19 protein-coding genes are annotated in these 25,724 nt (G+C 60.6%); 11 read left to right on the forward strand and 8 right to left on the reverse strand.

What is annotated here, in order from left to right:
* Window positions 1-32: 32 nt before the first annotated feature.
* From AC13EY_RS07005 to AC13EY_RS07020, 4 genes are read left to right on the forward strand one after another with little or no spacing between them, the layout of a single operon-like run.
* Window positions 33-1,394 (forward strand): YcjX family protein, encoded by a 1,362-nt coding sequence (locus AC13EY_RS07005; protein WP_335599523.1) that lies wholly within the window; start codon window positions 33-35, stop codon window positions 1,392-1,394.
* Window positions 1,391-2,419, forward strand: coding sequence for a TIGR01620 family protein (locus tag AC13EY_RS07010; RefSeq protein WP_335599524.1), 1,029 nt, complete (start codon window positions 1,391-1,393; stop codon window positions 2,417-2,419). Before AC13EY_RS07005 ends, AC13EY_RS07010 begins: the two co-directional genes overlap by 4 nt.
* Entirely contained in the window at window positions 2,406-3,110 is a 705-nt protein-coding gene (locus AC13EY_RS07015; RefSeq protein ID WP_335599525.1) for a hypothetical protein, read from the forward strand. Before AC13EY_RS07010 ends, AC13EY_RS07015 begins: the two co-directional genes overlap by 14 nt.
* Window positions 3,111-3,162: 52 nt before the next feature.
* Window positions 3,163-3,957, forward strand: coding sequence for an acyl-CoA thioesterase (locus AC13EY_RS07020; RefSeq protein ID WP_228246516.1), 795 nt, complete (start codon window positions 3,163-3,165; stop codon window positions 3,955-3,957).
* A gap of 4 nt (window positions 3,958-3,961) precedes the next feature.
* Here AC13EY_RS07020 and cmoB read toward each other — a convergent pair whose 3' ends face one another.
* Together cmoB and cmoA are read right to left on the reverse strand one after the other, a co-directional pair.
* The gene (gene cmoB, locus AC13EY_RS07025; RefSeq protein WP_335599526.1) at window positions 3,962-4,933 is read right to left on the reverse strand and encodes a tRNA 5-methoxyuridine(34)/uridine 5-oxyacetic acid(34) synthase CmoB; all 972 of its coding nucleotides are present in this window, start codon (window positions 4,931-4,933) and stop codon (window positions 3,962-3,964) included.
* A complete protein-coding gene (gene cmoA, locus AC13EY_RS07030; RefSeq protein WP_228246514.1) occupies window positions 4,930-5,670 on the reverse strand; it encodes a carboxy-S-adenosyl-L-methionine synthase CmoA in 741 nt (246 codons plus the stop codon). Before cmoA ends, cmoB begins: the two co-directional genes overlap by 4 nt.
* Before the next feature lie 339 nt (window positions 5,671-6,009).
* Between cmoA and AC13EY_RS07035 the strand changes: the two genes are divergently transcribed.
* Entirely contained in the window at window positions 6,010-7,986 is a 1,977-nt protein-coding gene (locus tag AC13EY_RS07035; RefSeq protein ID WP_335599527.1) for a type IV pilus assembly protein FimV, read from the forward strand.
* A gap of 230 nt (window positions 7,987-8,216) precedes the next feature.
* On the opposite strand, the gene lon is transcribed toward AC13EY_RS07035, so the two are convergent.
* The gene (gene lon / locus AC13EY_RS07040; RefSeq protein WP_335599428.1) at window positions 8,217-10,619 is read right to left on the reverse strand and encodes an endopeptidase La; all 2,403 of its coding nucleotides are present in this window, start codon (window positions 10,617-10,619) and stop codon (window positions 8,217-8,219) included.
* Window positions 10,620-10,745: 126 nt separating this feature from the next.
* On the opposite strand from lon, the gene AC13EY_RS07045 reads away from it, so the two are divergent.
* The 3 genes from AC13EY_RS07045 (at window position 10,746) to putP (ending at window position 16,663) form a co-directional block, all read left to right on the forward strand.
* Window positions 10,746-11,513: a helix-turn-helix domain-containing protein gene (locus AC13EY_RS07045; RefSeq protein WP_442908877.1), complete on the forward strand. Its 768-nt coding sequence runs from the start codon at window positions 10,746-10,748 to the stop codon at window positions 11,511-11,513.
* Window positions 11,514-11,860: 347 nt separating this feature from the next.
* Window positions 11,861-15,016 (forward strand): bifunctional proline dehydrogenase/L-glutamate gamma-semialdehyde dehydrogenase PutA, encoded by a 3,156-nt coding sequence (putA, locus tag AC13EY_RS07050; protein ID WP_228246510.1) that lies wholly within the window; start codon window positions 11,861-11,863, stop codon window positions 15,014-15,016.
* A gap of 171 nt (window positions 15,017-15,187) precedes the next feature.
* Entirely contained in the window at window positions 15,188-16,663 is a 1,476-nt protein-coding gene (putP, locus tag AC13EY_RS07055; RefSeq protein WP_228246509.1) for a sodium/proline symporter PutP, read from the forward strand.
* A 68-nt stretch (window positions 16,664-16,731) separates the two neighbouring features.
* On the opposite strand, the gene AC13EY_RS07060 is transcribed toward putP, so the two are convergent.
* The gene (locus tag AC13EY_RS07060; protein WP_228246508.1) at window positions 16,732-18,753 is read right to left on the reverse strand and encodes a S9 family peptidase; all 2,022 of its coding nucleotides are present in this window, start codon (window positions 18,751-18,753) and stop codon (window positions 16,732-16,734) included.
* Between the two features lie 54 nt (window positions 18,754-18,807).
* On the opposite strand from AC13EY_RS07060, the gene AC13EY_RS07065 reads away from it, so the two are divergent.
* Window positions 18,808-19,194 (forward strand): MFS transporter, encoded by a 387-nt coding sequence (locus tag AC13EY_RS07065; RefSeq protein WP_088275130.1) that lies wholly within the window; start codon window positions 18,808-18,810, stop codon window positions 19,192-19,194.
* Window positions 19,195-19,198: 4 nt separating this feature from the next.
* Here AC13EY_RS07065 and AC13EY_RS07070 read toward each other — a convergent pair whose 3' ends face one another.
* The 4 genes from AC13EY_RS07070 to cysK all read right to left on the reverse strand — a co-directional run bounded on the left by AC13EY_RS07070 (window position 19,199) and on the right by cysK (window position 23,309).
* Entirely contained in the window at window positions 19,199-19,780 is a 582-nt protein-coding gene (locus tag AC13EY_RS07070; RefSeq protein ID WP_269687554.1) for a TetR/AcrR family transcriptional regulator, read from the reverse strand.
* 235 nt (window positions 19,781-20,015) lie between these two features.
* Window positions 20,016-20,222 (reverse strand): cold-shock protein, encoded by a 207-nt coding sequence (locus tag AC13EY_RS07075; RefSeq protein WP_083727464.1) that lies wholly within the window; start codon window positions 20,220-20,222, stop codon window positions 20,016-20,018.
* A 283-nt stretch (window positions 20,223-20,505) separates the two neighbouring features.
* Window positions 20,506-22,221: a bifunctional isocitrate dehydrogenase kinase/phosphatase gene (gene aceK / locus AC13EY_RS07080; RefSeq protein ID WP_482876797.1), complete on the reverse strand. Its 1,716-nt coding sequence runs from the start codon at window positions 22,219-22,221 to the stop codon at window positions 20,506-20,508.
* Window positions 22,222-22,334: 113 nt separating this feature from the next.
* Window positions 22,335-23,309 carry a cysteine synthase A gene (gene cysK, locus AC13EY_RS07085; RefSeq protein ID WP_228246506.1) on the reverse strand — a complete coding sequence of 325 codons (975 nt, stop codon included), beginning with the start codon at window positions 23,307-23,309 and terminating at the stop codon, window positions 22,335-22,337.
* A gap of 270 nt (window positions 23,310-23,579) precedes the next feature.
* On the opposite strand from cysK, the gene AC13EY_RS07090 reads away from it, so the two are divergent.
* Window positions 23,580-24,425, forward strand: coding sequence for an AAA family ATPase (locus tag AC13EY_RS07090; RefSeq protein ID WP_104739552.1), 846 nt, complete (start codon window positions 23,580-23,582; stop codon window positions 24,423-24,425).
* A gap of 14 nt (window positions 24,426-24,439) precedes the next feature.
* A complete protein-coding gene (locus AC13EY_RS07095) occupies window positions 24,440-25,618 on the forward strand; it encodes a vWA domain-containing protein (protein WP_088275120.1) in 1,179 nt (392 codons plus the stop codon).
* The last annotated feature ends 106 nt before the right edge of the window (window positions 25,619-25,724 follow it).

Consider the following 25,724-nt stretch of genomic DNA (forward strand, 5'->3'; position numbering starts at 1 on the left):
AGACCATAAACGATTTGTGGAGTGCCTGCAGCGTGCAAAATAAAAGTGCGAACTGGTTCAAGCAAGTGGCCCAGCGCGCAGAGACCCTTGGCCAGCAGCGGCTGCGTGTTGGTGTGACCGGCCTCAGTGGTGCGGGTAAAACCACCTTTATTACCAGTTTGATCAATCAGCTGGAGAATCATGGCAAGGGTCTGCTGGCCAGGCGCGCACCCTTTGACCGGCTGGAGTCGGTGCGCTGGCAGCGCGAGAACGTCGAGCAGCCATTCCCCTATCTCGACGCGCTGGCAGCCCTATCTTCCGCGCCTGCGCGCTGGCCGGACTCGACCAGTGACCTGTCACGGGTGGTGATTGACCTTCGCTTTCGCCCCCAGGGGCTGTTGCGCAGGGTGCAGCCGGTACGCCAGGTCCGCATCGACATTCTCGACTATCCGGGCGAGTGGCTGCTGGATCTGCCGCTGCTGCAGCTTGATTACGGGCAATGGTGCGAGCAGATGGCGCAGTGGCTTGAGCAGGAGCCGCGACGTTCGCTGGCCGGCGAATTGCGCCAGACACTGCTGAACATCGATCCGGCGGCGCCGGCGGACGCCGCGCAGCTGGCTGCGCTGAAGGACGCCTGGACCGAGTTTCTGCTGCGCTGCCGTCGCGACGCTGGGCTGTCGCGCAACCAGCCTGCCCGTTTTCTGCAGCCGGGAAGCGGGGTAGCCGAACAGATGCTGCAGTTTATTCCGTTGCTGAGGGCCAATCGACACAGCAGCGAGAGCGATAGCAGCTGGTTTGGCGTCTGTGCGGCGCGTTTCAACTACTACCGCGATTATCTGGTACGTGGTTTCTATGACGAGCATTTCCGCCACCTGGATCAGCAGGTGTTGCTGGTCGATATGCTCGGCCCGATGGATGCCGGCGAAGCGGCGCTGGCTGATCTTCGCGATGCAATGGAAGCGGTGCTGTCGAGCTTCGATTATGGCCGCAGTGGCCTGCTGGCACGTTTGCTGCGGTTCCGCCCGCGTATTCGCCGGCTGGCCTTCTGCGCAACCAAGGTCGATAAGGTCAGCCCCGAGCAGCAGCGCTCGGTGCAGCAGTGCCTGGAGGACCTGATGCTGGATCGCCTGGCTGATGTGCGTCATGGCGGTGTGGAGGTTCTCGGTCTGCCGTTATCGGCTATCCGGGCAACCCGTCAGGAAGGTGAGAATCTGGTGGCCGGGCTGGAAGGGCAGGAAGGCTGGGTTCGCTACCGGCCGGGCAGCATTCCGGCACATCTGCCGCAGTCGCTGCAACTGAACAGTCCCGAGCTGTTGCCGCTCAGACCGCCACCGGGCCTGCATCGCAGTGAGCCGTTTCCCCATTACCGTATGGACGACCTGGTGGCCTGGCTGATTGAGGGGGCGCAACTGTGAGTACCGAACAGAAAACCCGCATTATTGATACCTGGCAGGGCGAGCAGCAGGGCGATACCGAGCGTGCTACCGAGGTAGTAGGCAGCGCCGATACCATGCCAGATGCCTTTTCCGAGTCCGCGCAAGCGGCGCTGCCGTCAACCCTGAATGCGCCGCCTGCCAGTCGCTGGCCTGGCAGGCTTGTTCGCCTCGCCCTGGCTGCCGGGCTTGGCGGCGCCGTTCTGCAGTGGGGGCAGTGGAGTTGGGCAGCGTGGCAATGGCAGCCGCTGTGGGGGGCGTTGGTAGGTGGCATTGGGCTGGCGCTGGCCGGTTCCGGGCTGCTGGCCTGGCGCGATTTGCGCCGACAGCGGCACCGTCTGAGCTCACTGGAGCAACTGCGCGCCGAAATGCAGCAGGCCATGGCTGAACACGATCAGCGGCTGGCAGTCGACTGGCTGGACCGCCTGCAGCGTGTCTACGCCGATACACCGTTGGCCGGCAACTTGCGCCAGGCGTGTGCGGGGCTGGACGGCTCCCACAGCGCGGAGGAAGTGGCCAGGCGGTTGAACCTGCAGTTCTACCAGCCAATCGACCAGCAGGCGCGGCAGATTATCCGTCAGGAGTCGGTTGCTACCGGCGCGCTGGTGGCGTCCAGTCCATGGGTCGCAATCGATCTGTTGCTGGTAGTCTGGCGAAATATTCGGCTGATGCAACGGGTGGCTGTCTGCTACGGACTGCCTATCGGTCGCTTCAGTCGCTGGCGCCTGGCGCGCCATGTGCTGCGTAATATCGCTCTGGCAGGCGGCACCGAAGTAGCCATGGGTGCATTGAGTGATTCGTTACTGTCGGGCTTGCTGGAAAAGGTCGCGGCGCGGATCGGGCAGGGTGTCGGGGTCGGGCTTTACAGTGCCCGGCTGGGGCATTTTACGCTGGATCTCAGTCGTGCGGCACCGTTGGCAGAAAAGCAGCAACTGGTCGAGGACAATCGGGGCATTATCAGGATGATGAAGGAGCGCCTGGGGCGCAGTATCGATGGCGGGTTATAAATCGCGACGCCGCTGGCTGGCGGAGCGCTGGCTGGCGCGGCAGCAGGACAGATTGGGGGAGCACCTCGGCAGGCTGCGTGATCAGTTGTTGCCGCTCGGCTGGCCCGAACGCATGGCCAGACTGGCTTCTATCGGCGACGGTGAAACCGTGCACTGGCGACCCCGTGACGGTTCCAGCAGTGCCGAGCTGCTGGTCTGGCTGGAGCGTCTGGAGCCCCGCCAGCGGCGCTGGCTGGCGAGCCTGCTGGATGCGCCAAGCGCCGGCCCAGTGACCCTGCTGGAGGCGCTGGAGCGTTTGCAGCTTGACTGGCGCAGCCAGCTCAATCCCCTGACACCCCATCGTGAATACGCCACTCAATTGCGGATTCTGGCCAGCTTGCTTGAGGTTGCTGCAGCGGCGGAATCAGCCTATCTGGATAATGAGCAGCGTATTTACCGGGCGGTCGACGAACGTCTGTTCAGCTCGCTGCCGTTACGGCTGCGGGCCGAGCTGGCAAATCGATATCCGCTCGGGGATGGGCACTATGTTCGCTGGTGGTATGAGCGATTGATGGCGCGCGCCGGGGAGCCAGACTATGACCTGGCCGGTGCCGGCCCGCAGGACTGGCCGGATATTCCGGCAGCCTGGATGGCGCTTGGCTGGTTGTGCGGTTTGCGGGTGAGTGAATCGGACGGCAATGCTGGTCAGTAACGGGCGGCTGGCCTAACATAGCCGGCTTTGTCACGGCTAGGGATCTTGTTTGATGAACTTCACCGCTCTGCTTCAGGCCTTTGATCAGTCCGCCAATGCATCCGTCACCATCCCGCCAGAGTGGGCTCAGGGCCGCGCCGGGTATGGTGGCCTTGTGGCTGCGCTGGTGCTGCGCGGTATGCGGGCCACGCTGTCCGACGCCCGGCCGGTGCGATCTCTGGCGATCACCTTTGTGGGGCCGGTGCAGCCGGGCGAGCCGGTCCAGGTGCAGACCGAAACCCTGCGCGAAGGCCGAGCCGTCACTCAGGTGCTGGGCCGGGCGGTGCAGAATGGGCAGACCATGTGCATCGTACAGGGCAGCTTTGGCGCGGGCCGTGAGTCCAGCGTCAACGTTGCGGCAGAGCCGGCACCCAGCGCGCCGCCGGCGAGCGAATGTCAGCGTACCCCGTATGTCGAAGGCGTCATGCCCAACTTCCTGCGCTATTTTGATACGCGCTGGACCTTTGGTGATTACCCCTGCACCAATAGCCGCAAGCGGGAAATGGGCGGCTGGATGCGCTTTGATGAAACCTTCGAGCAGTTTGACGAAGTGCACCTGGTTGGCCTGGTCGACGTTTGGCCACCTGCGGTGCTTCCGCACCTCAAGGAGCGGGCTCCGGCCAGCTCACTGACGTGGACCATCGAGTTCGTCCAGCCGCAGCCAGCGATTGCCGGTGATGAGTGGCTGCTGTACAAGGCGACCATCGAACATGCCCGTGATGGCTATGGTCACTGCGCGGCGATGGTCTGGAATGCGGCGGGCGAGCTGGTTGCCATCAGCCGTCAGACCGTCACGGTTTTCGGTTGACGGCTCAGGCGGGACGCTCTGCGATCAGGGTGGCCCGCAGTGGTGCCGGGTAGCCTTCGATGGTCTTGCTGCTGTCGTTCGGGTCGAGGAACGATGGCAGCGAGTTGAAGCGCATCCACTCGGTACTGCGTTGCTCTTCCATGCTGGTCTGATTCAGATCAACGCAGCGCACGTTTCTGAAACCGGCGCGTCGCAACATGCGTTCGAGCATCGGGACTGACGGCAGGAACCAGACGTTGCGCATCTGCGCGTAGCGGTCTTCCGGCAGCAGGCAGTGGTTCTCATCGCCCTCTACCACCAGCGTTTCAAGCACCAGTTCGCCTCCCGGTCGCAGACAGGCCTTGAGTTGCAGCAGGTGGTCAACCGGGGAGCGGCGATGGTAGAACACGCCCATCGAGAACACGGTGTCGAAGGCGTTGGTCGGCTCCGGCAGGTCTTCCAGGGTGAAGGGTAGCTGCCAGACCGGCGCTGTCGGCAAATAGTGCTTTACCGCCTCGAACTGGTTGAGGAACAGCAGGTTGGGATCGACGCCGATCACCATGGCGGCGCCGGCGTGCCACATGCGCCACATGTAGTAGCCATTGCCGCAGCCGATGTCCAGCACCCGACGTCCGCGCAGGTCGATGTGCGGCGCGACGCGCTCCCACTTCCAGTCCGAGCGCCACTCGGTGTCGATATGCACCCCGAACAGGTCGAACGGCCCCTTGCGCCAGGGGTGCAACCCCTGCAGGGCATCGTGCAGTTGCTGTCGGGTGGCGTCCGGCAGCGCAGCGGCGCCGGTCAGCTTCACGCCCCGGCTGAAATCATGCTGCACGCCGTCCAGGGGCGGCAGGTTGCGCAGACTTTGCTGCCAGCGCTCCAGATCGCCGTGCTGCAGTTCGGCCAGGCGGGCTTGCAGACCCTCTGCCAGCGTCGTGTGCCAGCTGGCGAGCGGCGTGGATTTCAGGGTGTCGAGTAGCGGGGTGTAATCAATCACGTGTGGGCAATCATCGAGCAGAAGTTGAGGCACTGGAACCAAAGGTGGCTGTGGCTGAAGCCCGCGTCGCGCAGCCTCTGTTGGTGAACTTCCAGGGGATCAGGGCGCATCACGTTCTCGATTGCGGTGCGCTTCTGGGCAATCTCCAGCTCGCTGTAGCCATTGGCGCGCTTGAACGCGTAATGCAGCGATTCCAGCGCGTTCTGGGTCTGGCTGTCGGTGAAGTTGAGCTTTTCTGACAGTACCAGAACGCCGCCTGGCAGCAGGGCCTTGCGGATGCGCTGCAGTAGGGCCAGACGCTGGTGCGGGGGGATGAACTGAAGGGTGAAGTTCAGCACCACCATGGAACAGGGTTGCAGCGTCAGCGTGTTGATATCGGCGGTAACCACCTCGGCAGGAATCGCCTCTTCGAGCATGGCGTCCTGGGCACTGAGGTACTCCCTGCAGCGCTCGCTCATGGCCTCGGCGTTGTCGACCGCAATGATCCGGCAGCCGTTCTGGGGGAGGTGGCGGCGCATCGATTGGGTCGCTGCACCGAGCGAGCAGCCGAGATCGTAGATCAGGGTACCGGGCTGGGCGTACTGTCCGGCGATCACGCCAATGCTTTCAATGATAGTGGGGTAGCCGGGTACCGAGCGCTTGATCATGTCGGGAAAAACGCGCGCGACAGCATCGTCGAAGCGAAAATCGTCGACCTTGCTGATAGGGCTGGCGAACAGCTTGTCTACCTCTGACATGGCGGGACCCCGGGTGGCATCGTGAGGCTGCGCATTCTAACCCAACTCGTCTGCCTTGACAGGATGGAGTGCGGATTGCTTGACTGCACAGTAGAGTGTGCGCTGTGTCACATGGCCAATTTATTGGCTTTTTGTGCTCATTCGGCAGTATTCATAGTGTTTTTTGACTGTTCGGCTGGCTTGCCATTCGTTTCCGTGCGGCTAGGTGGCATAATAGCGCGCTGGTAGCGTCGCGTTGGTGGGCGAGTTGCCGGCAACAGCAAGCTGATGTTCACAAGAGCAATGGACGCATTGAGTTCCCTGTGCCGATCGGGGCTCACAGTTAAATGAGGAAAGGGTATGGCTGTTAAACGCCAGATTGTCCGTGGTGCTGCCTCGCTGGCAGCATTGTATGCAGGTGTTGCTGGGGCGCTGGGGCTGGGGGAAATTCAGCTGGAGTCTGCGCTGAACCAACCGCTCAATGCAATTATCGAATTGCAGGGCTCGGAGGGGCTCGGACCTGACGATGTGATCGTCAGGCTGGCCCAGACGTCAGACTTCGATAACGCCGGCATCGACAAACCGTATTTCCTCAACGATCTGCGCTTCACGCCCGTGGTGCAGAATCGCCGCCTGACTGTGCAGGTGCGCTCAACCCAGCCGGTGCGCGAACCTTATCTGAATTTTCTTGTAGAGCTGCGTCGTCCCAGCGGACGCATGCTGCGCGAGTACACAGTGCTGCTGGATCCGCCGCTCTACAGCGCGGGTCAGTCCGCACCGGTTGAGCGTGCGCCGGTCGCCGCTGCGCCGTCGGCACCAGCTGCTGCGTCTCCGAGCCCGGTGCCGCGTCGGCAGGTCGTGCTGCCAAATCTGACCCCGCAGCCTGATGCCGATCAGTACACGACGGTTGCCGGTGATTCACTGTGGGCCATTGCAGAACGCAGTCGTCCCGCTGCGAGTGTTTCGGTTCAGGCCACAATGACTGCCATCCATGCGCTTAATCAGCAGGCCTTCGTTGGCGGCGATATCAATCGACTCAAGGTCGGCCAGGCGCTGGTCTTGCCGACGGCGGGGCAACTGGGCGTATCGGTTAGTCCGGCTCCGGCTTCGGAGGCTGCCCCGCAGGCAGCGCCGGAATCGACGCCAGCGCCATCCGCAGCTCCAGCAGGCGATAGCAGGCCGCCGCAGATCGCTGACGAGATGATTGACGATGCTGCCGAGTCTATGGCTGCGCAAGGCCAGTCTGATGCCGGGCAAGGACAGGGCCGTCTGACCATCGACGAAGATGCGGTCAGTGACGCCGAAGCCGAGGCCGCCATGCTCGCATCCCGATTGAATGAACTTGAGGGGCGGTTCAACACGTTGTTGAGCGAGCTTGACAGCCGTGATCGTCAGATCGCCGCGTTGCAGGCCGAGCTGGATGTGCTGCATGCGGCCCGTCAGGCGGAGGAAGCCGCTGCCAGTCAGGGCCAGGCAGGCGGTACGCTGGGCAGTGGTAACGGTGGCGATACCGTCTCTCCGACCGGCAGTGATGATCCGCAAGCCGGCAGTGTGGCCGCCGAGCAACCGGTTGCGAGCGAGAAGGCCGATTCGTCGTTTGCCTGGTGGTCTGTACTGCTGGCACTGCTGGCGTTTCTGATCGGTTGGGTGGTGGCCCGTGTGCGCGGCAAGCCAGCCGGCAAGCCGGTGGTTGCGTCGCCGCGCCAGATGACCTCCGATGTCACCCGAGCCGAGCCCCGCAGCAGCGTTGCACCGGCTGCCGCCGGCGTGACAGCGGCGGCCGTGGCAGATGAGGCGCAGGACAACGTGTCCGGCATTGAGCTGTATATTACCTACGGACGTTTTGCCGAAGCGCGTGACGCGTTGGCAAAGGCGATCAGCGAGGAGCCGGAAAATCTGGAGTTGCGCTACAAGCAAGCCAGGGTTTTGGGGGAGCTGTGTGATGCCGAAGGGTTCACTGAGCAGGCTGCCGCCATTTCTCAGCTGGGTGGCGACATGCAGCGCGTTGATCAGTTGCGCGCCCGCTTCCCGCAGCTGGACGCGGCGGTATCGCCGATCGATACGGTAGACGATGTACTGGATACCGAGCAGGCCGATAACGATCTGGCTGAATCCCAGCTCAATCTTAACGACTTCACGCTCGACCCTGACTGGGACCTGATTGAAGGCCTGACCCCCACGCCAGCGCGCAAGAACAGCCGACTTGATCCGATTGCGCTGGACGACGAGGCGTTCGAGAGCAGTCTCCACGAGTTCCCGGAAATCGAGGAGCTGGATGATCTGGACGGGCCTCATGACCTGGTGCGCAGCCCCAGTGATGAGCAGGACAAGCGCTGAGATACGGCATGAACAGAAGGCGACCATTGCGGTCGCCTTTTTTATGTCCGGAGCAAACTAGGCGCGGCACATCGCTGCCTGCAGACGCGCTGGAGCGGGAGCGTCGGTGGATACGCTGCGCTTAATCCACCCTGCGGAACAGGACTGTGCGGCAGGGTGGAGTAAGCCAACGGTGTCTCCGCCATCGATGTGCCAGAACAGAATGAGCCAGCTACTGCGCACCGCACCCTTCAGTCAAACAGGCGCTTGGCAACGTCCCTGAAGTGGCTGGCAAAGTGCACAGTCATGCCGTCGCGCAGATACGCCGGCAGCTCTTCATAGTCGCCACGATTGGCCTCCGGCAGGATCAGTTCATGGATGCTCTGGCGCCTTGCGGCAATCACCTTCTCCCGAATGCCGCCAACCGGCAGCACGTGCCCGGTCAGGGTAATTTCCCCGGTCATCGCCAGTCCACTGCGTGGCGGTTGCTGGCGAGCAAGTGACAATAGTGCGCTGGCAATAGTGATGCCGGCCGACGGGCCATCCTTGGGTGTGGCTCCCTCGGGTACGTGCAGGTGAACGAAGGCTTCATCGAAGAACGCGCGGTCGGCCTTATAGCTGGCCAGGTTGGCGCAGAGATAGCTGTAGGCGATTTCCGCCGATTCCTTCATCACGTCACCCAACTGACCGGTCAGCTTGAAGCCACGGTTCAGCGTGTGAATGCGTGTCGCCTCGACTGGCAATGTAGCGCCACCCATCGAGGTCCAGGCCAGGCCGGTGATGATGCCGGTGCCCTTGAGCTGCTTCTCGGTGCGGAAGGCAGGCGTGCCGAGCAGCCTTTTCAGGTCAGCGGGCTTGATGCTGATACGCGTATCCGGCTCCTCAAGCAGCTTCACCACTGACTTGCGTACCAGCTTGCCAAGCTGCTTGTCCAGATTGCGCACGCCGGCTTCGCGGGCATAGCCCTCGATCACCTCACGCAGAGCCTTGTCGCTGATGCGCAGCTGGCTCTTGCGCAGCCCGGTGCGCTCCAGCTGACGTGGCCACAGATGGTGCTTGGCGATGGCCAGCTTCTCCTCACTGATATAGCCGGACAGACGGATGACATCCATGCGGTCGAGCAGTGGCGCAGGGATGCTGTCCAGCGTGTTGGCGGTGCAGACAAACAGGACGTTCGACAGATCCAGACGCAGATCCAGGTAATGGTCGAGGAACTGGCTGTTCTGCTCGGGGTCAAGCGTCTCCAGCAGCGCTGATGCGGGATCGCCCTGATGGCTGGCGCCGAGTTTGTCGATCTCGTCGAGCATGATCACCGGGTTCATCACGCCCACGTCCTTCAGCGCCTGGACGAACTTGCCGGGCATGGCACCGATGTAGGTGCGCCGGTGGCCTTTGATTTCCGCCTCATCGCGCATGCCACCGACGCTGAAGCGATAGAACGGGCGGTCCAGACTTTCCGCAATGGAGCGTCCTATGCTGGTTTTGCCAACGCCCGGCGGGCCAACCAGCAAAATGATCGAGCCCGAGATCGTGCCACGGAAGGCGCCCACTGCAAGGAACTCCAGAATGCGGCTTTTTACATCCTCAAGGCCGTCGTGGTCACGGTCGAGGATGCGTCTTGCCCGCTTCAGATCGATCCGATCCGGATGCACGATTCCCCAGGGCAGGGCGGTTGCCCAGTCCAGATAGTTGCGGGTAACGGCATATTCAGGCGAGCCGGTTTCCAGTACCGACAGTTTGTTCAGCTCCTCCTCAATCCGTTGGGCGGCCGCATCAGGCAGGGTCTTGCCTTCAAGGCGCTGACGGAACTGCTCTATGTCGGCTGTTCGGTCATCCTTGGTCATGCCCAGTTCTTTCTGGATGATCTTCAACTGTTCCTTGAGGAAGAAGGTGCGCTGATGCTCGCCGATGTTGCGATTGACCTCGGCGGTGATTTCACCCTGCAGGCGCGCTACATCGATTTCCTTGCGCAGCAGCACCAGCACCTTTTCCATCCGGCGCAGAATGCCGGTGGTGTCCAGGATGTCCTGCAATTCAGGCCCCTTTGCGGAGGTCAGTGCGGCGGCAAAGTCCGACAACGGCGACGGATCGTTGGGGCTGAAACGGTTGAGGTAGTTCTTCAGTTCCTCGCTGTACAGCGGGTTGAGCGGCAGCAGTTCCTTGATCGCGTTGATCAGCGCCATGGCATAGGCGCGCACCTCATCTCGCTCGTCGGCGGGCGAGTGCGGGTATTCAACTTCTACCAGATAGGGCGGCTTGTGGCTGAGCCACTGGGTAATACGAACCCGGCGCAGGCCCTGGGCAATGAACTGGATCTTGCCGTCTTCGCGCACGGCATGGTGGATGCGAACGGCGCAGCCGGTAGCCGGCAAGTGATCCGGGTCGAGTTCACCATCGGCAGGCATGGGGCCGTCGACGTAGAACAGGGACAGCGCCTTGTGCTGAGTATTGGCGACCCGTTCTATGGTCTCGTGCCAGGGGGATTCATTAACCACCACCGGCATGACCTGGGCAGGGAAGAACGGCCGATTGTTTATCGGCAGCAAATACAGCTTGTCAGGCAGGTTCTGATCGGGCAGAACAAGCCCTGTACCGCGGGACTCTGCAGCATCCTCGGCGACGTGTTCAATGTAGTCGGTATCCTGATCGCTCATCGATTCACCTTTTACGGACAACTCTTGGGGATGAGATGGCGACGCCGGGCGACTATTTCAATAGCGGAAATTTGTTGAGGATTGTGGCAGCATGACATCGTTCTTTCCGGATCGATGAAGCCGTTGATGCGAACCCGCTTACTGGATCTTCCTGTACAAACCGCGATTCACGCCCATCCCGAGCACCAGCTGGTTATCGGGTTGAGCGGCTGCGCAGATTTCGAGGTGCAGGGTCAGGGCGGCGCGGTGAATCGTTTGCATGCCTGCATTGTGCCGGGCGGGGAGGCGCACGCGTTCTCCGGCCGTGGCCAGAATCATATGTTGATCATGGACTTGCCCGGCGCCGGCCAAGAGCTTGGGCTGGGCGATGATCTGGCACGACTGTTTGAGCGGCCACGCTTTATGCAGCTTGATCACCGCATGCAGGGCTTGCTGGACTTTGCCCAGCATGCGTTGACCGAACCCGGACCGGATCAGGATGGCCTTAACTGGCATCTTGGGGGTGTCCTGCTTGCGGCGCTGCAACGGCGCCTGTCAGACGGGTTGCCCCAGCCTACGCGGCGAACAGCGCTGACGCCCGCAGAGCTGCAGCGGCTAGACGCCTACATTCTGGCCAACCTGGACCATCCCATCAGTGTTGCCGCGCTGGCGGCGCAGGTATGCGTGAGCAGCAGTCATTTTCATGCGCTGTTCCGTGAGTCGACGGGCATAACCCCGCATCAGCACGTGCTGTCGCTGCGTCTTCGCGAAGCGTCCCGACTGCTGCAGGAGACGTCAATGCCAGTAGCCGAGGTTGCCAGTCGCTGCGGATTTTCCAGCCAGAGTGCGCTCAGCCACGCTGTGCGCCGTTACTGGGGACAGACGCCTCGGGGGTTGCGTCTCGGCCGTGCCTGAGTGCCTTGAATGGCGCAAAGCTGCGTGATTCCCCCTGATATTGCTGGTCAGTCTTGCCTTCCTGACGCCCCTGTATCTCAACTATTTGCGAGCTGAATGGCTTGCACTGCTTCCGAGATTTTGACAAAAATCCCAGAGCTTTCCGCAAGATTCCCTCCGCCTGCGCTTCTACAGTCGAGCATCGGGCAGTGTCGCTACCCGAAAGCGGGTCGGCAAGAGCCCGGCTAAATCACAACAAACGGGATGATTCGTCCGATACGCCTGAATGGTCTAGGGTTGTTACAGGCGAACTCATATGTTCGTGTGTCACATGCCGTGACGCCGGACACGTCCAGGAGCATGCCAGAATGTTTAAAGCCAGCGAGGTGCTGCAGGGCGATTTCCTGCGCAGCCAGCCAACGGAATTCCTGCACAAGGTCAGTGCCAATTACGCTGTTGATGAGGACAGCTATCTGCGTGAGTTGATCGAACTCGCGCAGGACCAGGATCTGAGTGCGATTACGCGCAAGGCCAGCCAGCTGATTGTGGATGTACGCAAGCGTGACAACGCGGTCGACAGTATCGACGCGCTGCTGCAGCAGTACAGCCTGGATACCCAGGAAGGCATCATGCTCATGTGTCTGGCCGAGGCGCTGCTGCGCGTGCCGGATGCCGATACCGCCGATGCGCTGATCCGTGACAAGCTGAACGCTGCGCAGTGGGACCGTCACCTCGGACAGAGCGAGCATACGCTGGTGAACGCCGCGGCCTGGGGCCTGGTGATGACCGGCAAGGTGGTCAACATGGATCAGCGTCAGGATGGCACGCCGGGTACCGTGCTGGGGCGTCTGATCAAGCGCAGCGGTGAGCCGGTCATTCGCGCCGCCATGATGCAGGCGATGAAGATCATGGGGCGCCAGTTCGTGCTCGGGCGCACCATCACCGAAGCGTTGAAGAACGGCAAGCCGCAACGCGACCAGGGCTACACCTACTCCTTTGATATGCTCGGCGAGGCGGCGCTGACCCGTGCCGACGCCGAAAAGTATTTCCAGGACTACAGCAAGGCGATCGCCGCGCTGGTAGACGACAAATACAAGGGCCGCAGCCCGAAACCGACGATTTCGATCAAACTCTCCGCTTTGCATCCGCACTATGAAACCGCGCGCGAAGAGCAGGTGCTCAAAGAGTTGGGTGACAGTGTGCTGGCGCTGGTGCGGCAGGCACGCGTAGGCGACGTGGGTATTACCATCGACGCGGAAGAGGCTGACCGCCTTGAACTGTCGCTGAAACTGTTCGAGCGCGTATATCGCCACCCGGATGTGCAGGGCTGGGGCAACTTCGGCCTCGTCGTACAAGCCTACTCCAAGCGCGCGTTGCCGGTGCTGTGCTGGCTGACGCTGGTTGCCCGCTCCCAGGGTGATCGTATTCCGGTGCGTCTGGTCAAGGGCGCCTACTGGGACTCCGAGATCAAGTGGTCGCAACAGGCTGGCCTCAGCAGCTACCCGGTATTTACCCGCAAGGAGGCGACCGATGTCTCCTATCTGGCATGTGCCCGCTACCTGCTCAGCCCCCTGACCGAAGGCCATATCTACCCGCAGTTTGCTACCCACAATGCGCACACCGTTACCTGCATTCTGGAGCTGGCGGGTCGCCGCGAGTTCGAGTTTCAGCGCCTGCACGGCATGGGTGATGCGCTGTATGACACGGTGATTGAGCAGGCCAAGTGCCCGGTGCGCATTTATGCGCCGGTAGGAGCCCACAAGGACCTGCTGCCGTATCTTGTTCGCCGCCTGCTTGAGAACGGCGCCAATTCGTCCTTTGTGCACAAGCTGGTTGACCCGCGTGTACCGGTCGACAGTCTGACGACTCATCCGGTTAACGCGCTCAAGCGTCATGCCTCGCTGGCCAATCCGCGCATTCCGCTGCCGCCTGCATTGTTTGGTGACGCGCGCCGAAACTCCCGCGGTGTGAACATGAACATCCTCAGCGAATGGCTGCCGTTGAAGGACGAGTTGGACAAGTGGTGGGATGCCCGCTGGAGCGGCGCTCCGCTGGTTAACGGCAAGCGTCTGCAAGGGGAGGGGCGCCCGGTCATGTGTCCCTACGAGCTGAGCCATCAGGTCGGTGAGGTGGTCTGGGCCTCGGCCGATCAGACCCGCTCCGCGATTGATAGCCTGAGCAGCGCCTTTGTGCGCTGGAATGCGACCCCGGTTGATGAGCGTGCAGCGATTCTTGAGCGTACCGCCGACAAGCTCGAAGAACACATGCCCGAGCTGATGGCCCTGTGTACCCGCGAGGCGGGCAAGCTGTTGCAGGACGGCATCGATGAAGTGCGTGAAGCAGTTGATTTCTGTCGCTTCTACGCCATGCAGGCGCGCCAGCGCTTCGCTACCATCACCCTGCCGGGGCCGACCGGTGAAAGCAACGAGCTGTATCTGCAAGGACGCGGCGTGTTTGCCTGTATCAGTCCGTGGAACTTTCCGCTGGCGATCTTCCTCGGTCAGGTCAGCGCGGCGCTGGTCTGCGGCAACACCGTGGTTGCCAAGCCGGCCGAGCAGACCAGTCTGGTTGCCGTACGCTGCGTTGAGCTGATGCATGAAGCCGGCCTGCCGGGTGACGTGCTGGCACTCTTGCCGGGTGATGGGGTACAGGTTGGTAGCGTCATCACGTCCGACCCGCGTATCGCCGGTGTGGCCTTCACCGGCTCCACCCAGACAGCCCATGTGATCAACCGCGCGCTGGCCGCCCGCAACGGCGCGATTGCGCCGATGATCGCCGAGACCGGTGGTCAGAACGCCATGATTGTCGACTCCACTGCCTTGCCCGAGCAGGTGGTCAACGATGTGGTGCACTCGGCGTTCCAGAGCGCCGGTCAGCGCTGCTCTGCGTTGCGCGTGCTGTTTGTGCAGGAAGACATCGCCGAGCGAGTTATCGAACTGCTTAAGGGGGCGATGGCCGAGCTGCATGTGGGTGATCCTGCACGTCGAGACACCGATGTTGGCCCGGTGATCGACGCTGATGCCCGTGACGGGCTGCTCAAGCATATTCGAGAAATGAAACAGGCCGGACGTCTGATCGCCGAGACACCGGTACCCGAATCGCTGAACGGTCACTTCGTGGCGCCGGTCGCTTTCCGTCTCGACAGCATCAACGAGCTGAGCGAGGAGCATTTTGGCCCGGTTCTTCACGTTGTAACCTGGCGCGCACGGGATCTCGACAAGATCATCGATGACATCAACGCGACCGGTTTTGGTCTGACCCTCGGCGTACATACGCGTAACGAGGATACCGCAGAGCATATCGACGCACGGGTGCGCATCGGCAACGTCTACATCAATCGCAACCAGATCGGTGCGGTTGTCGGGGTGCAACCTTTCGGTGGTCAGGGCCTCTCCGGCACTGGTCCCAAGGCGGGTGGTCCGCATTATCTGCTACGGTTTGTCACGGAGCGTACGCGAACCATCAACACTACGGCGGTAGGTGGTAATGCCAGTCTGCTTTCACTTGGTGACGGGGAGCCCTGAGGCGGCGGCGACTGGCGAAAAGAAGCAACAGGGATGAATCAGCAGCACGGACAGTTCAGCAACCATAGATGCGTGAACCGGTTAGTTGGGTGACAATAGCCACCTGCTCGCGGATCGGGTTACCCCCGGCCCGCGAGAACCATTCACGAATCTCCAAGAGAGAGAATAAAAATGGAAGGTAATACTGCAGTCGTTACAGCGACGTTTATCGTGTACATCGGGGTGATGCTCGCACTGGGCTATATCGCCTACAAGCGCACCACCAACCTGTCGGATTACATTTTGGGGGGCCGCTCGTTGGGCCCGGGCACGGCGGCATTGTCTGCCGGCGCATCGGATATGAGTGGCTGGCTGCTGCTGGGCTTGCCCGGTTATGCGCTGTCAGCCGGTTACGAGGCATCCTGGATTGCCATCGGTCTGTTGCTGGGGACTTGGGCAAACTGGTTGATCGTGGCGCGCCGTCTGCGGGTTTACTCGCACCTGGCCAGTGACTCACTGACGCTGCCGGCGTATTTTGAGAACCGTTTCGAAGACAACAGCCGGATGCTGCGGGTTATCTCGGCCGTGTTCATCCTGTTGTTCTTCCTGTTCTACACCAGTTCCGGTCTGGTCGCAGCCGGCAAGCTGTTCGAGAGCACCTTCGGCTTTGGTTACGAGCTCGCAGTTGTCATCGGCACGCTGGCGATTATCTCCTACACCTTCTTCGGCGGGTTTCTCGCGGTATCCTGGACCGACGTTATTCAGGGTCTGCTGATGGCCGCAGCGCTGATTGTCGTGCCGGTTATGGCACTCAACGTCGTGGGTGGATGGGATGCAGTGCACGGAGCCATGGAAGCACGCAACCCTGAACTGCTGAACCTCTGGACCAACGTAGAAGGCGAGCCGCTGGGCTTTATCGCCATTATTTCCCTGCTGGGCTGGGGTCTTGGCTATTTCGGTCAGCCGCACATTCTCGCGCGCTTCAAGGCGATCGAGAGTGATGCCGCACTGCCGACCGCCCGCCGCATCGCGGTCCTGTGGTCCGGCGTGTGCCTGCTGGCAGCGCTGGTGATCGGCTGGATCGGCATCGGTTACTTCGGTGAAGAAGGGCTGGCGGACGCCGAGACCGTGTTCCTCGCCCTGGTTCAGGCGCTGATGCATCCGCTGGTTGCGGGTATCCTGTTGGCTGCGGTGCTGGCTGCCATCATGTCCACTGCCGACTCCCAGCTGCTGGTATCGTCCTCTGCTCTGGCCGAAGATTTCTACAAGGCACTGTTCCGTCGTGATGCGTCACAGCAGGAGCTGGTCTGGGTTGGTCGCGCGGCGGTTGTGGGTATCGCAGCGCTGGCTCTGGTCTTCGCTTTCAACCCTGAAAGTACCGTACTGGGTCTGGTGTCCTACGCGTGGGCCGGGTTTGGCGCCGCCTTCGGGCCGGCGATCATTCTGTCGCTGTTCTGGCGCCGGATGAATCGCTTTGGTGCGCTGGCCGGTATCATTGTTGGTGGCGTTACCGTGGTGGTGTGGAAGCAGATCGATACCATCGGTCTTTACGAAATCATCCCCGGTTTCATCCTTGCCACCATCGCCATTGTGGTGGTGACCCTGATCACCCCGGCTCCGGAAGGCAAGGTAGCCGATCAATTCGACGACATGGCTTCACGGTTCTGATCGTCTGAACGTAAAAAACCGCCGCACCCACAAGGGCCGGCGGTTTTTTTATGCTTGCGCTGCAGTGCCTAACCGCTGCACACGGTCAGCAGGAAGGTGTATTCCTCGGCAATGTCGCGCATGGCCTGGTAGCGGCCGCTGGCGCCGCCGTGCCCCGCGCTCATCTGCGTGCGCAGCAGCAGCGGTGCCTGATTGCTGCGTGTGGAACGCAACCGCGCAACCCACTTGGCCGCTTCCCAGTACTGCACGCGCACGTCATGGTAACCCGCGGTCACAAACAGGGCAGGGTAGGCCTTGGCGCCAACATTCTCGTAGGGTGCATAACCCTTGATGCGTGCGGCAACCTCCGGCTCGTTGGGATCGCCCCACTCTTCGTATTCACCGATAGTCAGCGGCAACTCCGGGTTGTTCATGGTGTTCCAGACATCCACGAACGGCACGTCTGCTACGGCTGCACGAAACAGCTCCGGGCGCTGGTTGATGACATTGCCGATCAGCAGGCCACCGGCACTGCCTCCAGCAATGACCAGGTGGCCGGGATCCGTTTTGCCTTGCTCGATCAGTTGCTCTGCGCAGCGGATAAAATCACTGAACGTATTGCCCTTGTGCTCCAGCTTACCCTGCTGATACCAGTACTCGCCCATTTCTGCGCCGCCGCGAACGTGCGCTATCGCAAAGCGCCAGCCGCGATCCAGCAGTGACAACCGGGCGTGGGAGAACCAAGGGTCCATAGACGCGCCGTAAGCACCGTAGCCATATAGATAAAGCGGACCGCTGCCGCTTGCATCGCTGCGCTCGATCAGGCTGACGGGAATGCGGGCGCCGTCGTCAGCAATAGCCCAGAGTCGTTCGACCCGGTAGGCCTCTGCATCGAAGGGGCCCTCAACCGGTGTTTGCTTCAGCACCGTTTGCTCGCCGCTCTTGAGATTCAGAGCGCGAATCTCGGCCGGTCGATTCAGCGACTCATAGCGCAGTCGAACCTGCGGGCTCTGGTACTCCTCGCCGGACTGCACATGGAGGCTGTAGGCAGCATCTGGCATCTGTACCTGATACGCGTCTGCGCCAACCGGCAGGACATCCAGCCGGCAAAGGCCATCGCATCGATACTGGAGAATCAGCGCGTCGCGCTGTACCTCGACATCCTCCAGGGTATGCGCCGGATCTGCAGGGCACAGCAGCCGCCAGTTCGACTGACCCGGTGTGGCCGGATCACAGCAGTAGAGACCAAAGTTCTCTCCCGCACTGTTGCTGCGAATAATGAAACCCTGCTCACCATGGTCTGCGTCGTATTCGTGGCCTGTCTGTCGAGCGGCCAGACACTCCAGAGCCGCTTCCGGTCGGTCCGCCGGCAGAAAGTGCACCTCACCGGTGTTCTTGCTGCTGCTGGAGACGCAGATAAAGTGTTCGGAACTGCTGCGATAGACCGAGAGATAGAACAGCGCGTCCGGCTCGTCAAAGACCCTGACCGGCTCTTCGTCTCGACGCAGACGCCAGAGGTGAGCCGGGCGTGCGCTGTCATCCAGACTGATGGCGAACAGCGTGCGGTTATCGTTGGCCCAGCACAGGTTGCCACCGGCATTCTCCAGTGGCAGGGAGTAGATTTCATCATTCAGCAATGAGCGAACGTAAAGCTGATATACCTCGTTACCCTGGGTGTCCAGACTGTAGGCCAGCCAGTGCTGGTCCGGACTGACGCTGAAGTCGCCAAGCTCGAGAAAATCTTCATTTTCGGCGAGCTGATTCAGGTCCAGCAGCAACTGTTCGGTGCTGGTGTCGATGTGCAGGCTCTGGTCGGCCGGCCGGCGGCAGCGGTAGTAGCGCGGATACTCGGCGCCGGCTTCGGTGCGCTGATAATACAGCCAGGCGCCCTTGGGGCTGGGCAGGCCCAGATCGGTCTCCCGGATGCGCCCACGAATCTCCTGAAACAGCTGTTCGCGAAGCTCGGCATGGGGCGCCATCCAGGCGTCGGTGTGCTCATTCTCCGCCTGCAGATATTGGATGACCTCTGGTGTGTCGCGCTGCTCGAGCCAGCGGTAGGGATCTTCACCGGATTCGCGGCGGGCGATGGGTTGGTGCAGTTCAGGACTCATGGGCTAAAAACCGTTATCATGGCGCGGTTGATTTGATCGGACGGATGGCAGGCAATGTTCAACGAAGCAGAATATCAGACGGTCTGGTGGATCTATCTGGCGACGGCGGCAGGGTGCTGGCTTGTCTGGTGGAAGCTGACCGCTCTGACCCGCTGGTGGCTTATTCGTGAGCCGCTTTGTCTGGCCATGGCGGTCTTGCTGTTTACACCGGTTTCCGTCGAGGCTGACGGGACCTGGATGGCTCCGGCCACCCTGATCTATCTGCTCGATACGTTTCTGTCTACCGGTGAGAACCAGTCGCGCGTGCTTGGCGAGCTCAGCCTGGTGATGACGCTGGCGTTTGCCTGCTATGTGCCGGTTGCGGCGGTCCGCCTTGCAGTCCAGCGTTGGTGGCGCCGGCGTCATCCACAGGAAGACGAGCCGGCCGCCGCCGACGCCTGATCCCTTATTCTCCGTTGCGAGCCTCATACATCATGCGTGCCAGACGCATGATCTGCTCCTGGAATTCGGTACGCTGAGCGTCGGTCATAGGGCACATGTTCAGTTGCTCGAACAGACGATAACCCCGTACCGAGAAAAACAGGATGGCCGCCTGGGCTAGCCCCAGGGGAGACTTCTCCAGAATATCGAACAGCCCCTGGACGTTATCCGAGCTGGTCTGCAGCAAGGCCGGATTGCTGGCGGCGGCAGCGAAAATGGCCGAGTCCAGGTTCTTTTCCTCGCTGGATTCGCTCATGTTGCTGAGCAGCAATGCCTTGAGTTCGCGCATGGGCTCGTCGGGCAATACGCTTTCATAGGCGCCCCAGCGCACGCGAAAACGCTCAAGACGGTATTCGATCATGGCGCTCAGCAGCGCTTCGCGGTCGGGGAACATTTGTTGCAGCGTGGCTTCATCAATTTTGCTGCGTTCGCTCAGGCTGGCGAAGGTCAGTTGCGACGCGCCCAATTCACTGACGATCGCTTCTGCGGCACGAAAAATGATGACCTTGAGTGCATCCGGGTTCTGACTGCTGGGCGTGGTTTCCACTGGTAACCCCCTGTGACTGACGTTCCTGCTCGCGGCCGATTCTGGTCGGGCGAGGGTAAAACGAGGCTGTTAGACGTGTTGCATCCGCGGGATACCCTGGGCGGCAGCAGGGGTGTCGGATGGCTTTTATGCCGCATAGGGTACGCGGTCGGGACGGCGGAGGCGAGTAGTTTTTAGCATTCTGCAGGCAACAAAAAACCCGGCCTGAGCCGGGTTTTTTTATTCAGTTCTCGGATTAACCGATGATCTGAATGTTTGCAGCCTGCTTGCCTTTCGGACCAGTGGTCACGTCAAAGGACACCTTCTGGTTCTCAGCCAGGGACTTGAAGCCCTGAACCTTGATCTCGGAGAAGTGGGCGAACAGGTCGTCTCCACCGCCATCCGGAGTGATGAAACCAAAACCTTTAGTGTCGTTGAACCACTTAACTGTACCAGTTGCCATTTCAGATAATTCCTATCAAATTGAAATACTTGAGCTTGCACTCAATTAAAGCGTGGGAATCAAAGATCACGAGAATGACAAACTTACGTACTGAAAAGTGCGCTTGCAGCCTACAACTCTATCTCTTGAAAACCTACGCGCTCACTCTGCGCCTTTCAGGGGGACAAGTCAAGACCTCAACAAGACCCCGTCACGGCGCGAATAAACGAAATTGAGTATACGACAGATTCAGGAAATGGCACGTCTTTCAAGATTTTTTTTCAGTAAGCCGGAAATGCCCGTTTTACGCGCCTTGCGTGGCGCGTCGGTAGGGGTAGACATCCAGTACCTGGCCCGCGCGAATCTGCTCCTGCAGGCCTTGCCAGTACCCGGCGTCGAACAGGTCACCGTGCAATCTGGAGAACAGTCTGCGCTGGTGCAGATCGGCAAACAGGAAAACCGGAAACTCTTCGGGGAACACGTCATTTGGTGATACCGAATACCAGGGTTCCGACGCCATTTCCTGTTCCGGGTAAAGCGCTTCCGGAATGACTCGAAAGTTAACCTCGGTCAGATAACTGATTTCGTCGTAGTCGTAAAACACCACGCGGCCATGGCGGGTAACACCAAAATTCTTCAACAGCATGTCGCCGGGGAAAATATTGGCAGCGGCCAGTTCCTTGATCGCCTTGCCATAATCGAGCAAAGCGTCGTGAGTCTGCTGTTCGCTGGCATTTTCCAGATAGATGTTCAGTGGCGTCATGCGGCGCTCGGTCCAGCAGTGCCGGATCAGAATGGTATCGCCTTCCTCAATGACAGTTGATGCGGCGACCTCCAGCAGCTCCTGCAGGCATTCGGGGTCGAAGCGATCACGCGGAAAGCGAAAATCGGCAAATTCCTGGGTATCTGCCATGCGACCGACGCGATCGTGACGTTTAACCAGTCGGTATTTCTCGATGACGGTAGCCCGGTCGATGTTCTTCGAGGGGGCAAATCGGTCCTTGATAATCTTGAAGACCGTATTGAAGCCCGGCAGGGTAAATACGCTCATTACCATGCCGCGTACCCCGGGCGCCATGATAAACCGGTCATCCGAATTGGCCAGGTGGGCGATCAGCGAACGGTAAAACTCGGACTTGCCCTGCTTGTAGAAACCGATGGCGGTATAAAGCTCGGCCAGATGCTTGCCGGGCAGCAGGCGTTTCACGAAGGCGATCAGCTCACTGGGTACCGCACATTCGACCATGAAATAGGAGCGGGTGAAGGAGAAGATGATCGAAACGTCCGACTCATCGGTGATCACGGTATCGACGCTGATGCCCTGGTGCTCGCGGTTGACCAGCGGCAGTACAAAGGGCCATTGCTCCTGCTGGCTGATCAGGCGTCCGACCAGGTAGGCTCCCTTGTTGCGGTAGAACACACTCTGCACCATCTCGGCGGTCAGTCCGCGATCCATCTGCGCCCAGTCAGGCAGCCCCTGCTGCAGCTCACTGACAATCATCTCGACATCCCGGGTCATGTCTTCCCAGGGCACATCGAAGCTGTATTCACTGAGAATCTGGTGGGCCAGCCCCTGCAGCGATCCCTCGGAGATGAAGCCACGGGTCAGGGAGATGCGTGAGGGCGGGCGGCTAACCGGCCGGGTGCTGTGGACGAACATGGTTTCGTCGCTGATCTGGTCGTGCTGATGCAGGCTGCAGAATACCGAGTTGAACCAGGTCTCTGCGAGTTCGTCGTCAAAGCGCTGATCAATCAGGGTAATGTAGGAGAGGCGAATATCGGGCCAGGCCGCGACATTGCGCACCTGCTCGCCAAGTTCGGATGCGGCAAGACGTTCAGCGGTGTCCTGTACCTGTTCTTCGTAGGCGTTGATCCTCAGGGTAGAGGCTTCCTGAATGTCGTTCCAGCGGGCTTGCTCGAAGCGCGCTCGGGCGCCGGCGGTCAGGTCGCGAAAGATGCGACGGTAGCGGTCAAAGCCGGAAAGAATCTGCTGAGCTATCTGATCGGAAGCCTGGGACATGAGAGCGCCTGCGGGTAGGGGAGCGAATGCCCGCAGCATAGCCAGTCAGGGACAGACTGGGAAGGGTGTGCTGCGATCCGCCGCACCGGGTCAGGGTGCGGCGGGCGCGGCTGTTACTGCACGGTTTCCTGATCGGTGAACAGGTCGCTGAACAGCATGGTGGACAGGTAGCGCTCGCCGGAATCCGGCAGGACGACGACGATGGTTTTGCCTTGCATCGCTGGCTCCTCTGCGACCCGCACTGCTGCCGCCATGGCCGCACCGCAGGAAATGCCGACCAGAATGCCTTCCTCGCGCATCAGGCGCAGCGCCATGTCCTTGGCTTCGTCATCACTGACCTGTTCAACGCGATCAACCATGCCCAGATCAAGGTTGGCAGGCACGAAGCCGGCACCAATGCCCTGGATCTTGTGCGGGCTGGGTTTGACCTCATCACCCTGCAGCGTCTGGGTGATTACCGGGGAGGTTGCCGGTTCAACCGCGATAGACGTTATCTTCTTGCCGCAGGTCAGCTTGATGTAGCGAGAAATGCCGGTAATGGTACCGCCGGTGCCGACGCCGGCGACCAGCACGTCAATGCTGCCGTCGGTGTCGTTCCAGATTTCCGGACCGGTGGTCTTTTCGTGAATGGCCGGGTTGGCCGGGTTCTCGAACTGCTGCAGCAGAATGTATTGCTCCGGGTGCTGGGTGGCCAGCTCCTGTGCCTTTTCGATAGCACCCTTCATGCCCTTGGCCGGATCGGTCAGTACCAACTCGGCACCCAGCGCCTTGAGTACCTTGCGGCGCTCCAGACTCATTGAAGCGGGCATGGTCAGCACCAGCTTGTAGCCGCGGGCGGCTGCAACGAATGCCAGACCGATGCCGGTGTTGCCAGAGGTTGGCTCGACAATGGTCATGCCCGGCTTCAGGCGGCCGCTGGATTCGGCATCCCAGATCATGCTTGCGCCGATACGGCACTTGACCGAATAGGCAGGGTTGCGGCCTTCGATCTTGGCCAGAATGGTCACGCCCTTGGGGCCGAGGCGATTGATGCGAACCAGCGGCGTGTTGCCGATGGCCTGGGAGTTGTCTGCGAAGATGCGGCTCATGGCACGACTCCTTGTTGTAAATGCTGCAGGGCAGGGGGATCAGGCCAATCAGCCTATGCCGGGCGCCGGCACCCGTCAATGCGATGCGCGGTGCTTTCGGGTGCGGTGGCGGCGCAAATCTCGTTGCCAATAATGAGTGGGTATCAGCCAGCCTTTGGTTGTGCCATGTCGCGTTTACAGTGAAAATCGTCGCACGCTATAGTGCTTGATCCATTTTTCGTGCAATGCCTGGTCTCTATTACACCGGGCTCCGGCCCAAGGAACACTCAGATGAAGTTCGAAGGTACTCAGTCCTACGTCGCAACCGACGACCTCAAACTGGCGGTTAACGCTGCCATTACCCTGGAACGCCCGCTGCTGATCAAGGGCGAGCCGGGCACGGGTAAAACCATGCTGGCCGAGCAACTGGCCGAGTCCATGGGCGCCAAGCTGATTACCTGGCACATCAAATCCACCACCAAGGCGCATCAGGGGCTGTACGAGTATGACGCGGTAAGTCGTCTGCGTGATTCCCAGCTGGGCGTCGACAAGGTGCACGACGTTGCCAACTACATCAAGAAAGGCAAGCTCTGGGAAGCGTTCGAGTCCGAAGAACGTGCCATTCTGCTGATCGATGAAATCGACAAGGCCGACATCGAGTTCCCGAACGACCTGCTGCAGGAACTCGATAAGATGGAGTTCTACGTTTACGAGACCAATCAGACCATCAAGGCCAAGCAGCGCCCGATCATCATCATTACCTCCAATAACGAGAAAGAGCTGCCGGACGCCTTCCTGCGTCGTTGCTTCTTCCACTACATTGCCTTCCCGGATCGCGAGACCATGAAGAAGATTGTGGAAGTGCATTTCCCGAAGATCGAGCAGACACTGCTGTCCGAAGCCATGGATATTTTCTTCGACGTGCGCAAGGTGCCGGGCATCAAGAAGAAGCCGTCTACCTCCGAGCTGGTTGACTGGCTGAAGCTGCTGATGGCTGATCAGATTCCCGAGGCCGTTCTGCGTGACCGCGATCCGACCAAGGCGATTCCGCCGCTGTACGGTGCGCTGGTCAAGAACGAACAGGATGTCCAGCTGCTGGAACGCCTCGCCTTCATGACGCGTCGTCAGAACCGTTAAGAGGGAGGTGCCCGATGTTACTGGGCCTGTTCAATGAGATGCGGGCAGCCAAGGTACCGGTCTCGGTACGCGAGCTGCTCGACCTGATCAATGCGCTGAAGCACCACGTCGTGTTCGCCGATATGGACGAGTTCTACTATCTGGCGCGTACGGTCATGGTCAAGGACGAGCGGCACTTCGACAAGTTCGATCGTGCCTTCGGTGCCTACTTCAAGGGGCTGGAAAACCTCGACCAACTGATTGAGGCGATGATCCCCGACGACTGGCTGCGCAAGGAATTCGAGCGCATGCTGACCGAGGAGGAAAAAGCCAAGATCCAGACGCTCGGCGGTCTTGACAAGCTGATCGAGGAGTTCAAAAAGCGCCTCGAAGAGCAGAAAGAGCGCCACGAGGGCGGCAACAAGTGGGTCGGGACCGGCGGCACCAGTCCCTTTGGTTCCGGTGGCTTCAACCCTGAGGGTATTCGCGTCGGCGACGCCGGAAAGCGCCAGGGCAAGGCGGTCAAGGTCTGGGATCAGCGCGAATACAAGAACCTGGATGATCAGGTCGAGCTGGGGACACGCAATATCAAGGTGGCGCTGCGTCGCCTGCGCAAATTCGCGCGTCAGGGCGCTGCAGACGAACTGGACATTGACGGCACCATCGACCACACCGCCAAGGATGCGGGTCTGCTGAATATCCAGATGCGTCCGGAGCGGCGTAACGCGGTCAAGCTGCTGCTGTTGTTCGATATCGGCGGCTCGATGGATGCGCACATCAAGGTGTGCGAAGAGCTGTTCTCGGCCTGCCGTACCGAGTTCAAGCACCTGGAGTATTACTACTTCCATAACTGCGTCTATGAGTCGGTGTGGAAGAACAACATGCGTCGCACCAGCGAGCGCACCTCGACGCTGGACCTGCTGCACAAGTACGGTCCGGACTACAAGGTGGTGTTTGTCGGAGACGCGGCCATGGCGCCCTACGAAATCACTCAGCCGGGCGGCAGCGTAGAGCACTGGAACGAAGAGGCGGGCTACGTCTGGATTCAGCGCTTCATGGAAAAGTACAAGAAGCTCATCTGGATTAACCCGTACCCGAAGGATGCCTGGGAATACACCTCATCAACCAAGCTGATTCGCGAGCTGGTCGAGGACAAGATGTACCCCTTGACCCTGCAGGGTCTGGAAGATGGGATGAAGTACCTCAGCAAGTAGGCGGCGGCTTCGCCGCCGCAGCCAGAAGCTGCAAGCTATAAGCCACAAGCAGTCCCTGCAGGGGCTGTCTGTGGCGGCTGATTTGGCACATTCGCTTCCAGCTCCA

The sequence above is a fragment of the Halopseudomonas sp. L-58 genome, assembly GCF_056859475.1.

Excerpts from the sequence above, each read along its gene's own strand:
- AC13EY_RS07015 (WP_335599525.1), top strand. The coding sequence starts at position 2,406 with ATGGCGGGTTATAAATCGCGACGCCGCTGGCTGGCGGAGCGCTGGCTG.
- AC13EY_RS07020 (WP_228246516.1), top strand. The coding sequence starts at position 3,163 with ATGAACTTCACCGCTCTGCTTCAGGCCTTTGATCAGTCCGCCAATGCA.
- cmoA (WP_228246514.1), bottom strand. The coding sequence starts at position 5,670 with ATGTCAGAGGTAGACAAGCTGTTCGCCAGCCCTATCAGCAAGGTCGAC.
- AC13EY_RS07035 (WP_335599527.1), top strand. The coding sequence starts at position 6,010 with ATGGCTGTTAAACGCCAGATTGTCCGTGGTGCTGCCTCGCTGGCAGCA.
- lon (WP_335599428.1), bottom strand. The coding sequence starts at position 10,619 with ATGAGCGATCAGGATACCGACTACATTGAACACGTCGCCGAGGATGCT.
- AC13EY_RS07045 (WP_442908877.1), top strand. The coding sequence starts at position 10,746 with ATGCGAACCCGCTTACTGGATCTTCCTGTACAAACCGCGATTCACGCC.
- putA (WP_228246510.1), top strand. The coding sequence starts at position 11,861 with ATGTTTAAAGCCAGCGAGGTGCTGCAGGGCGATTTCCTGCGCAGCCAG.
- putP (WP_228246509.1), top strand. The coding sequence starts at position 15,188 with ATGGAAGGTAATACTGCAGTCGTTACAGCGACGTTTATCGTGTACATC.
- AC13EY_RS07060 (WP_228246508.1), bottom strand. The coding sequence starts at position 18,753 with ATGAGTCCTGAACTGCACCAACCCATCGCCCGCCGCGAATCCGGTGAA.
- AC13EY_RS07065 (WP_088275130.1), top strand. The coding sequence starts at position 18,808 with ATGTTCAACGAAGCAGAATATCAGACGGTCTGGTGGATCTATCTGGCG.
- AC13EY_RS07075 (WP_083727464.1), bottom strand. The coding sequence starts at position 20,222 with ATGGCAACTGGTACAGTTAAGTGGTTCAACGACACTAAAGGTTTTGGT.
- aceK (WP_482876797.1), bottom strand. The coding sequence starts at position 22,221 with ATGTCCCAGGCTTCCGATCAGATAGCTCAGCAGATTCTTTCCGGCTTT.
- cysK (WP_228246506.1), bottom strand. The coding sequence starts at position 23,309 with ATGAGCCGCATCTTCGCAGACAACTCCCAGGCCATCGGCAACACGCCG.
- AC13EY_RS07090 (WP_104739552.1), top strand. The coding sequence starts at position 23,580 with ATGAAGTTCGAAGGTACTCAGTCCTACGTCGCAACCGACGACCTCAAA.
- AC13EY_RS07095 (WP_088275120.1), top strand. The coding sequence starts at position 24,440 with ATGTTACTGGGCCTGTTCAATGAGATGCGGGCAGCCAAGGTACCGGTC.